The following is a 10083-nucleotide window of genomic DNA, read 5'->3' as shown; positions in this document are numbered from 1 at the left end:
CCGTGGTGACCCAATAGTGGTGTGCAGGAACCTTGCCATTAAAAGCAGGGTCACGACACACCATGACTTGGAGTCCATACGGATCAATCCAACTAATTGGGTTGCCACCGACATAGGCATACGTATTCAATCCCCCCGCCAGCCCGATCGGGTCTTCCGCAATGAATCGCCCCATGTCAGGGCGGTAGTAGCGGGCGCGGTAGTACATCAGGCCCGTCTGGTCGCGTTCACGGCCCGTGTATTGGTACGGGTTGCTGAAGCCTGTTTTGCTCTGACGCGCGTTGCCGTACGGGTCGTAGTCGTAGCGGTTCACCACTTGGCCCGCGGCGTTGGTCAACGCCCGCGTGCTGTTCTGGTGGTCGCTCAGGAAGTAGGTGCGGCCGATGGCTTCGTTTCTTGCGTAGTATTCGTCGATCCCCAACCCGGTCAGAATCGGGTTGATCGTCTCGCCCGCTTTCTCCTGTATCGGGTTCAGACCGTCGTACAGGTATTCGATAGTGCCGCCGTTCTCTTGTTTCACAATGCGCCGGCCCAGGGCGTCGTAGCGGTAGCTCGCTACTAGCTGTGCGCCTTCGCGTACTTCGACGAGTTGGTTGCGGGCGTTCCACACGTAGCGGCGGCCGCCTGCCTCGGTGAGGTTGCCGTTGGCGTCGTAGTGCAGCGCGGTGCCCTCGAAGCGGGTCTGACGGTGGTTGGCGTCGAACGTGTTGTCGCCCTGGCTGGCCGGCGGCAGCAGTTGCGGGGCGTAGCTGCCGGTCTGCGCCGAGAGCCGGCCGCTTTGTGGGTGGTAGCCGTAGCCCAGGCTGCCGATCACTTGATCGTCCTTATCCGCCCAGCCGATGCCGGTCAGCTGGTCCGCCGCGTTGTACACGTAGGCTTGCTTCACGGCATTGGGCAGGATCTGTTCGATCAGGCGGTTGTCGGCATCGTAGCCGAAGCGTACGTGTTCGCTGCCTTGTGTGATGCGGCGCAGGCGGTTGCCGGCATCCCATTCGTAGTTGACCGCCGGTTGCGTGCCCGCCTGCATGCTTATCCGGCGACCGCCGGCGTCGTAGCGCCACTGCACCACGCCCCCCGCGCTGGTCTCGCTCAGTCGTTCGTCGAAGGGGCTGTAGGTCCACTGGAGCGTGCCCGCTTGGCTGTCGCTCAGCGACAGCAGGCGGTCGCCGCCATCGTAGGCCGAGACGGACGTGCCGCCATCGGGGTGGGTCACCGTCGACAGGCGGCCCAGGGCGTCGTAGGCGTAGGTCGTGACTTGGCCCTGGCGGTCGGTGTAACGGGTCGGTCGGCCTTCCAGGTCGTAGACCCAGCGTTCGCTTTGGCCCAGGTTGTCGGTGCGTTGGATCAGCCGGTCGCGGGCGTCGTAGTCGTAGGTCTCGCCCAGGCCGTGGGGTTTCAGGACGGCGCTGAGGTTGCCGTTGGCGTCGTAGCCGTATTCCGTCGCTTGGCCGCGGCCGTCGTAGGACTTCACCACCCGGCCCAGGGTGTCGTATTCCACCCGTTGCACGCTGCCATCCGGCGATTGCACGGCGATGCGCCGGCCCAGCGCGTCGTAGCGCAGTGTGGCGACGCGGCCCAGCGGGTCGGTGATCCGCGCGACTTGCCCGGCGACGTAATCCACCCGGGTGGTCTGGCCCAGTGGGGTGGTCACATGCGTGAGCTGGCCCGCCCCGTCGCAGCCGAAGCGGGTGGTCTGGCCCAGTGCGTCGGTGCTGGCGATCAGGCAGCCCGTCGCGTCGTAGGCGAAGCGCAGCGTCTGGCCCAGCGGCGTACGCAGGGCGGTCAGCCGCTGCGCGCTGTCGTAGCTGAAGCCGGTCGTGCGCGATTGCGGGCTACCGGCCAGCGCTTCAATAGCGATGAGCTGGCCCGCGCCGTCGTAGCGGTATTCCGTGCGCCGGCCCAGGCTGTCGATACGCGCGGTCAGCCGGCCTTGGCCGTCGCGTTCGAAGCGGTAGGTTTGCGCGTCGGCCGTGCCATAGCCCCATACGTCGCTTTGCGGGTACAGCCCGTCCCCATCGAACACCACGCGGCGGCGCACGCCGTCGGGCATCGTCACCAGCACGCCGGGGACGCCCTGGTCGAGGTGGGCGTAATCGAAGGTATAGGTCGCGCCATCGGCCAGGATCTGTTTGATCACCTGATCCGGGCCCAGGTCCTGGGCCGGCTGGTCGCCGGTGGCAGCCAACCGTCGGCGCGAGTATTCGTTGTACAGCAGCCGTTGCCCGCGCTGGTCGTAGATCGCGCTCACGCGGTGGAAGTGGCGGGTCGAGTACGCATCCATGCGATAGCCGCCCGTCCAGCCCGCCGGGAACGGCTGAAGGGTGTATTCGTAGCGCCGCGAGGTGTCGTTCGGGTAGATCACCCGCTCCAGCAGGCCGTGGCTGCCATAGCGGTATTGAGTGGCGTTGCCCAGCGGGTCGCGCACGGTCTGGATGCGGTCCTGGTCGTCGTATTCCAGGTTCACGTAACGGCCATTAGGGCTGGTGATGCGCGCCAGCCGCCCGGCATCCCAGGTGAAGCGCAACGTCTGGCCGTATCGGTTGCTGATCGACTCCAGGCGGTTCGGCGCGTAGTTGTTGAACTGCATCGCCGTGCCATCCACCAACTTCAGGTGATAGCGGGTATTGCGGTAGTACAGGCGCGCCTGGTGGTACTGCCCGTTGCCGGTGTGCCGCCATTCCCCGCTGGCGCCGCTGCCCGAGACGCGCTGGAAGTCGAGCGGTACGCCGTTGGGCAGGACCAGCCGCATCGCGCTGTTCCCGGCCCCCTCGATGTTGAGGCGGTAGTCGTAGTTGAACGCGGTGCCGTAGCCGAATGACCGCTTGACGTTGTCGTGCGGCCGGTAGGTGCGGCCGATCTGGATCGGCAGCGTATCGGCGATCACCAGATCGGTCTCGCTATAGGTGAACTGGCCGGTGCGCAGGTCCACCGGGTCGCCCGAGGTGGCATTGCCGCCCGTGCCCACGTTGCCGTTGCCGCATACCTGGCAATCCGGTGGCATGCCTTCTTCCGGCCCGGGGTCGTCGGTGTTGAGGGAGTAGCCCCCGCCCATTACCTGGTGCAGGCCCACGCCGGCCTCCGGCGCGAAGCGGCTGCCGTCGCTCGTCACCCGGCCCTGGCCGTACATGCGCCAGCCTTCCTGCGGGTCGTAAATCCAGAAGTTGGCCCGGGTGCCCGCCGGATGGGCATCGTAGTTGGGATAGAGCACGCGGATGCCCTTGGCCGATGCCGGGTCCAGCCCCTGCACCACCGCGCCGCCCGGCTCGATGGTGAAGTACATCGGGTAATTGTCGGATACCGGGAACGGCGCCCGGTTCACCGGGGTCGGCACCAGCGCCAGCTCGCGCACGATGCGGCCCTTGCGGTCGCGGATTACCGTGCCCTTCGGGATCAGCACTTGCAGGCCCGGCATATCCGGGTGCGTCAGCACCGTGTCGCGCAGGAGCGGCGAGCTGATCGCCACCTTGTCGCGCGGGTGGATTCTCGGCAGGTACATCACGTGCGGCACTTGTGTGAGCCGCCCCGCCGCCGCCACATCCACCCCCATCACGAACTGCCCGTATTCGGTATCGCCGCGCTTGGCTGCGCTGCCATCGACATACAGCTCCTGCCTGCCCGTCGGCACGCCGGTGAGCACGAAATCGCCGTGCGCATTGGTCTTTGCCACGCGCTGGCCGAGGCTCACCTCCACCCCGGCCACGGCCCGCCCATCCACCGAGCGGATGCGGCCCGTCACCACCGTGGTGCGGTGGCGGGCGGCCACCGCCGCGAGCGGCTGCATGTCCGGGACGCTTTCCAGATTCCCCGAAGTCCGCCAGTGCGCGGCGGTATTGTCCCGACCGGGCGTCCAAAAGCCCTGTTGCAGGCGGCTGCGCGGACGGCAGGGATAGGGCCGGGTCTTGCCGCAGCCCAAAAACCCCGCCGGGTAGCGCGATGCCGGACGGGCCGGGGGCGATGTCGCCTTTGCGGTATCGCGCGCATGCAACGTTTCGGTCCAGAAATCCAGAACCAGCAATGGCAACGTCTTGCCGTTCACGCCTTTCGCGCCATCCACCAACAAGCTGTAGGCGGTGGCCGGTAACAGGGGCTGGCGGGGTTTGACGAACAGCAGCCGGCCCCGCTCCGCCGGGACGACATCGACCGCCACTTGCCCCACCGGGCCGATCAGGCTGACCGTGCCGGCGACGAGCGACGCTTCGCGCATGCGTTGACTGAAACGCACGGCCAGGCGCGTCTCCACCGCCACGTCGCTGGCCTGCCGGGCGGGCAAGGTGGCCGCCACGCGAGGCGCGTCGCCCATGCCGGTGGAAGGGCGAGCCTGGGCAGCAAGCGGCGAGAGGCGATCCGTCGCGGGGTCGAAGACCTGCGCGTCGCGGGCCTTGCCCTGCCCGCCGCCAAGGAGAAGCACGCGGCCATCGGCCTGCAACTCCGCCGTGCGGTGGTAGTGAGCGAGTCCAGCCACCGGCACCACATGATCGCCACCGCGCCAGCGCTGGGCTGGGGTGCCGGAACGCCCGCCCGCGAACAGCACCGAGCCATCGGTCAGCACGGTCGCCGTATGGCCGGCGCGGGCCATCAACCGCGGTTCGCGGAAGGGCCTCAGCGATTGCGTGGCCGGCACGAAGCGATAGCCATCCGGCTGCGCCACGCCTCGTTCGTCCATCCCGCCGAATAGCAATACTTCGCCGCTGGCCAGCCGCGTCAGTGTTGCTTCGCGCCGGGTCTCCGGCAGCTCCCAGCGCCTCAGTGGCCGTGCCGGGCGCGCGGTATCCAGCCACTGCAATGTCCGGCCATCCGGCAACAGCCGCAGCATGCGGCCGGATGAAACCCGTATGTCGGCATGGCCCACCGTGCTGTCCGCATTCGCTTGCGCCGTGCCCGGCTCCACGCCGGAGCCCGAGATCTGCGCCGCGCCGGTCATGCCCGCCACGAACAGCAGCCCCCCCAGGCTCAATACGGATGCGAGGCGTCGGTGCCAGGTGGCGTGGGCTTGCATGGTTTGAACCCCATTCTGATTGTTCATGGCATTTCCCGTAGGCATGAGCCGCGGCCGTTCAAACCGAGTCTTCAGCGTCTTCATGGCGTGGTGCTCGCCAGCATGAGTTGCGACGTGATCGTGGCGGCATAGGCCGGGCCCACGAATACGCTGTAAGTCCCCGCCACCGGCAGAGCTGGCAAATTGAGTTTTCCTTGAGAATCCAACGAGATCGAGGCCAAGGTGGTGCCATCCGGCCGAAACACCGTGTAATAGACCGTCCGCCAGGCCGGCGACGTGGTTTGCGCCATTACCCGCAACTCGAAGCGCTCGCCCGCCGCGCCGGTAAAGCTCAAGCGGGCATTCTGGCCGCGCCGCGCGATTGTCAACGGCATCGCCACATCGCGCGTCAATGCGCCTGTCACCTCACTCGACAGCAGCGCATCGAAACTCATCCGTTGCGCACCATCGGGCGAATATGCCTCAACCCGGTAATTGCCCGCGGCAAGCCCCTTCAGGCTCAGCCCGCACCCCTGATTGACATAACAATTCGCACTCGCCCGACTCCGACCATCCTTGTCATATACGTTTATGTTGACGTAGCTCCCCACCCCGCCCAGCAAGGCCAGATCGGCAATACCGATTCCCACGTTACCCGGCGCCGCCAGCGTGAAGTTGAGGAAGGCGCGCTGGCCCGGCAACGGCGTCGATACCCGGGTGGCCGCGCCATCGAGCACCAGCGTGTGGACATTACCCCTCGCCAGCATGAGTTGCGCTTTGAGCGTGGCCGCATAGCGCGGACCCACGAATATGCTGTAAGTCCCGCTTGCCGGCAAGGGTGGCAAATTGAGCGTCCTTGAAGAATCGAACGAGATCGAAGTCAAGGTGGTGCCATCGGGATTCAACACGTAGTAATAGACTTGCTGCCAGGCTGGCAGGGTGATTTGTTCCATTACCCGAAGCGTCAAGCGCTCACCCTCTGTACCGGCAAAACTCAGATTGGCGTTCTGACCACGCCGTGCGATTTCCAGCGGCATCGCCACATCGCGTGTCAAGGTACCCGTGATCTCGCTCGACAACAGCGCATTGAAGCTCATCCGTTGCGCGCTGTCGGATGGAGATACTTCAACCCGGTAGTTACCGGCGGGCAAGCCTCTCAAGTTCAGCTTGCAGCCCACCTCACTGATACGGCAACTGGAACTTCCTCGTTGCTGACCGGCTTCGTTGTAGGCAACTATGTTGACATAGCTACCTGCCCCCCCCAGCAAGGCCAGATCGGTGATGCCGACGCCCACATTGCCCGGCGCCGCCAGGGTGAAATTGAGGAAGACACGTTGATTTGGCAACGGCGTCGATACCCGGGTGGTCGCGCCATCGAGCGCCAACGTATGGACACTACCGCTCGCCAGCATGAGTTGCGCCTTGAGCGTGGCCGCGTAAGCCGGACTCACGAACACACTGTAATTCCCGCTCACCGGCAGGGGCGGCAGTTCGAGCGTGCCCACAGAATTCGGCGACATCGAGGTCAGGGTGGCGCCATCGGGCCTCAACACGTAGTAATAGACTTCCTGCCAAATCGGCAAGGTCGCCTGCTCCATTACCCGAAGCGTCAGGCGCTCGCCCGCCACGCCCGCAAAACTCAGATTGATGTTTTGACCACGCCTCATAATTTCCAGCGGTATCGCCACATCGCGTTTCAAGGCACCCGTGATTTCGCTCGACAACAGCGCATTGAAGCTCATCCGTTGCGCGCTGTCGGATGGAGATACTTCAACCCGGTAGTTACCGGCGGGCAAGCCTCTCAAGTTCAGCTTGCAGCCCACATTGCTGACATAGCAGCTCGAACTTCTTCGTTGCTGACCGGCTTCGTCATAGGCGACTATGTTGACATAGCTACCCGTCCCCCCCAGCAAGGCCAGATCGGTGATGCCGACGCCCACACTACCTGGCGCCGCCAGCGTGAAATTGAGGAAGACCCGTTGGTTTGGCACAACCGTTGATACCGGGCTGGCCGCGCCATCCAACACCAGCGTGTGGACATTACCCGTTACCAGCATGAGCTGCGCCTTGAGCGTGGCCGCATAATCCGATTCCACGAATATGCTGTAGGCGCCACTCACAGGCAAGCGCGGCAATTCCAGCGTGCCTGGCGACTTCAACGACATTGAAGTCAGCGTGGTACCGTCGGGCTTCAGCACTTTGTAATAGGTCGTCTGCCAAGCCGGCAGGGTGGTCTGTGCGATTACCTGCAAGGCCAAACGGTCGCCTTCCGTGCCGGCAAAACTCAGGCGGGCATTCTGGCCGCGCCGCGCGATCTCCAGCGGCATCGCCACATCCCGTACCAAGGTACCTGTAACCTCGCTCGACAACAGTGCATTGAAACTCATCCGTTGCACGCTATCGGCCGGAGACACCGCGACACGGTAGTTACCAGGCACACCATCTATATTCAGCTTGCAGCCCACTGCACTGACATAGCAAGTCAGGCTTGTTTGTTGATAGCCGGCTTCGTTGTAGACAGCTATGCTGACATAGCTGTTCAAACCACCCAGCAAGGCCAGATCGGTAATGGCAATCCCCACATTACCCGGCGCCGCCAACGTGAAGTTGAGGAGCGCGCGCTGGCCCGGCAACGGCGTCAATACCCGAGTGGCCGCGCCATCCAGCGCCAACGTCTGGACATAACCACTCGCCAACATGAATTGCGCCTTGAGCGTGGCGGCATAAGCCGGGCTCACGAACACGCTGTAAGTCCCGGCCACCGGCAAGGGCGGCAGTTCGAGCGTGCCGACCGTATTCGGCGACATCGAGGTCAGGGTGGTGCCATCGGGATTCAGCACGGTGTAGTAGACCGTCTGCCAGGCTGGCAACGTGGTCTGCTCCATTACTTGCAAGGTCAGGCGCTCGCCCGCCGTTCCAGTAAAGCTCAGGCGGGCATTCTGGCCACGCCGTGTGATTCCCAGCGGCATCGCCACATCCCGTACCAAGGTACCTGTAACCTCGCTCGACAACAGCGCATTGAAGCTCATCCGTTGCGCGCTACCGGATGGAGACACCTCGATCCGGTGATTTCCAGCGGGAAAATTCCTCAAATTCAGCTTGCAACCCACCTCGCTGACATAGCAGTTCGAACTTGCTTGTTGCTGACCGGCTTCGTTGTAGGCGACTATGCTGACATAGTTGCCCGAGCCCCCCAGCAAGGCCAGATCGGTGATGCCGACCCCCACATTACCCGGCGCCGCCAGCGTGAAATTGAGGAAGGCGCGCTGGCTCGGCACTGCCGTCGATACCGGACTGGCCGCGCCATCCAGCACCAACGTTTGGACATTGCCGGTTGCCAGCATGAGTTGTGCCTTGAGCGTGGCCGCATAGGTCGGGCCCACAAACACACGGTAAATACCGCTTACCGGCAAAATCGGGATTTCAAGCGTGCCCGGTGAAGTCAGCGAGGTCGAGGTCAATATGGTGCCATCGGGCTTCAGCACATGGTAATAGACTGTCTGCCAACCAGGGGTGGTGATCTGCTCCATTACCCGCAAGGTCAGGCGCTCTCCCGCCTCGCCCGCAAAGCTCAGCCGGGCATTCTGGCCGCGCCGCACGATCTCCAGCGGCATCGCCACGTCACGCGTCAGCGTGTTTCTCACCTCACTCGACAGCAGTACGTTCAAAGCGACGGATTGCGCGGAATTACCCGATCTGATTTCAACCACATACTCGCCCTTCGCAGGCGTGGTGACCTCCAGATCGCAATTCAGCCTGCTTACCGAGCACGAGGCGGAAGCAATCGAGGCACGATCCTGCGAATAAACATTGACGTTGAAGCCGCTGTTGTTTCCTTTGGTTACCACATCGACAATGCCTATACCGAGCTTGCCTCCCGCCTCCGCCGCAAACCAAGCACGCCTGGTCTGGCCGGGCATGACCGCCAGCGGCAGGGGAGCGCCATCGACCGGAAGCAGCTTGTCCCGTTCGATCCCCAGCGACCAGGTGGCGGGGTAGGCATTGGGCTTGAGCAAGAGAAGATAGGTGCCTGGCGTTGCCAGCCTGGGCAGGAAGGCCGTGGCGCTCGAAGCCGACACCGTGCCCGAGAGGATCTCGGCATTGCCGATATCGAACAGGCGATAACCCACCGAAACATCGCCGAGACCGCCAAATTGCAGGGACAGCCTGTCGCCGGCATCGCCATCGAACAGCACGGCCAGCGATTTACCCGCTTCCGCCACGCTCAGGGTCTGTGCCGCCGCATCGATACCCAGGCGCTTCATCGATTCGATCGCGGCCGGTTCCACCCCGGTGGGCGCCACGAGCAAATCCTGGTCGCTGATGGCGACACCGTAGGGGGTGGACACCATCAGCTTGCCGCTGGCCGCCATTGGGGGAAGCGCGAACGTGATCCGCTCGTCCCGCAACAGGGTGGGAAGGACGGGCACTTGATTCAGACGCACGGAAGTCTGCCCGGGCACGGGGGTGAAGCCGCTGCCCTCGGCATCGATATCCATGCCGGCCGAAGCGATCAGCGGCGAGAGCGAGCCGATCACCGGCGGCCTGGCGCCGGGGTCGATCACGAAATCGGCATCGCCCGTCGCCATCCTGGCGCCCACCTTGACGGTAATCGGGCCGGTCGCGGCGCCGGCCGGAACGGTCGCCACCAGACGGGTGGCGCTCGCGCTCTGAACGGTTGCCGGCACGCCGTTGAAACGGACTTCGTTATCCGTGGCTGCCGTGGCGAACCCTTGCCCATCGAGGGTGACTCTGACGCCCGCCGCGCCCTTGCCGGGCGTAAAAGCGAAGATGGCCAGCTCATCGGCCGAGAGTCGCTCGACTTTCTTCAGGTTGCCCATTTCGTCGTAACGGTAACGAGCGCTGGCGCCGGCATCGTCCGTCACCACGACCAGCCGGCCATTCGCATCGTAGAAATAATTCGTCGCCACAACGCCGAAGGTCGCGGCGGAGAGCAAAAGGAGCAGAAACAGCATGCCCCAGCGGCCACCCAGGCCACGTGTTGCGATAGATGTCCAGATACCGAACTGGCGCACGAACGCCCACATCTTGCTTGACATATAGTTTCCCCGAACCGTTCGACGCGACTGTTCGAACCCAGTCTGCTC

At 64.2% G+C, this 10083-nt stretch carries 4 protein-coding genes and 1 pseudogene; 2 read left to right on the top strand and 3 right to left on the bottom strand.

Annotated features, from left to right (window positions below; genetic code table 11):
* Window positions 1-5023, bottom strand: a 5023-nt coding sequence (locus EBB59_RS11490; RefSeq protein WP_122102293.1) for an RHS repeat-associated core domain-containing protein, incomplete at its 3' end; no start/stop codon positions are given.
* 53 nt (window positions 5024-5076) lie between these two features.
* The gene (locus EBB59_RS11485; protein WP_245979284.1) at window positions 5077-9474 is read right to left on the bottom strand and encodes a glutamate synthase; all 4398 of its coding nucleotides are present in this window, start codon (window positions 9472-9474) and stop codon (window positions 5077-5079) included.
* Between EBB59_RS11485 and EBB59_RS14290 the strand changes: the two genes are divergently transcribed.
* Window positions 9473-9649 (top strand): hypothetical protein, encoded by a 177-nt coding sequence (locus EBB59_RS14290; protein ID WP_245979283.1) that lies wholly within the window; start codon window positions 9473-9475, stop codon window positions 9647-9649. The genes EBB59_RS11485 and EBB59_RS14290 overlap by 2 nt on opposite strands.
* On the opposite strand, the pseudogene EBB59_RS14590 reads toward EBB59_RS14290, so the two are convergent.
* Window positions 9628-9768: pseudogene (locus tag EBB59_RS14590) on the bottom strand (IPT/TIG domain-containing protein); the annotation flags it as partial. The gene EBB59_RS14290 and the pseudogene EBB59_RS14590 sit on opposite strands and share 22 nt — an antisense overlap.
* On the opposite strand from EBB59_RS14590, the gene EBB59_RS14285 reads away from it, so the two are divergent.
* Window positions 9709-10032, top strand: a complete 324-nt coding sequence (locus EBB59_RS14285; protein ID WP_245979282.1) for a hypothetical protein — start codon at window positions 9709-9711, stop codon at window positions 10030-10032. The pseudogene EBB59_RS14590 and the gene EBB59_RS14285 sit on opposite strands and share 60 nt — an antisense overlap.
* Window positions 10033-10083: the final 51 nt, after the last annotated feature.

It is taken from the genome of Solilutibacter pythonis (assembly GCF_003697345.1).
Lineage (GTDB): Bacteria > Pseudomonadota > Gammaproteobacteria > Xanthomonadales > Xanthomonadaceae > Solilutibacter > Solilutibacter pythonis.
The sequence above is the reverse complement of the archived record's forward strand: the minus strand, read 5'-3'. Positions and strand labels throughout refer to the sequence as shown.

What these genes read in the sequence shown, in the direction of transcription:
- EBB59_RS11485 (WP_245979284.1), bottom strand. Translation starts at nt 9,474, where the DNA reads ATGGATATCGATGCCGAGGGCAGCGGCTTCACCCCCGTGCCCGGGCAG.
- EBB59_RS14290 (WP_245979283.1), top strand. Translation starts at nt 9,473, where the DNA reads ATGCCGGCCGAAGCGATCAGCGGCGAGAGCGAGCCGATCACCGGCGGC.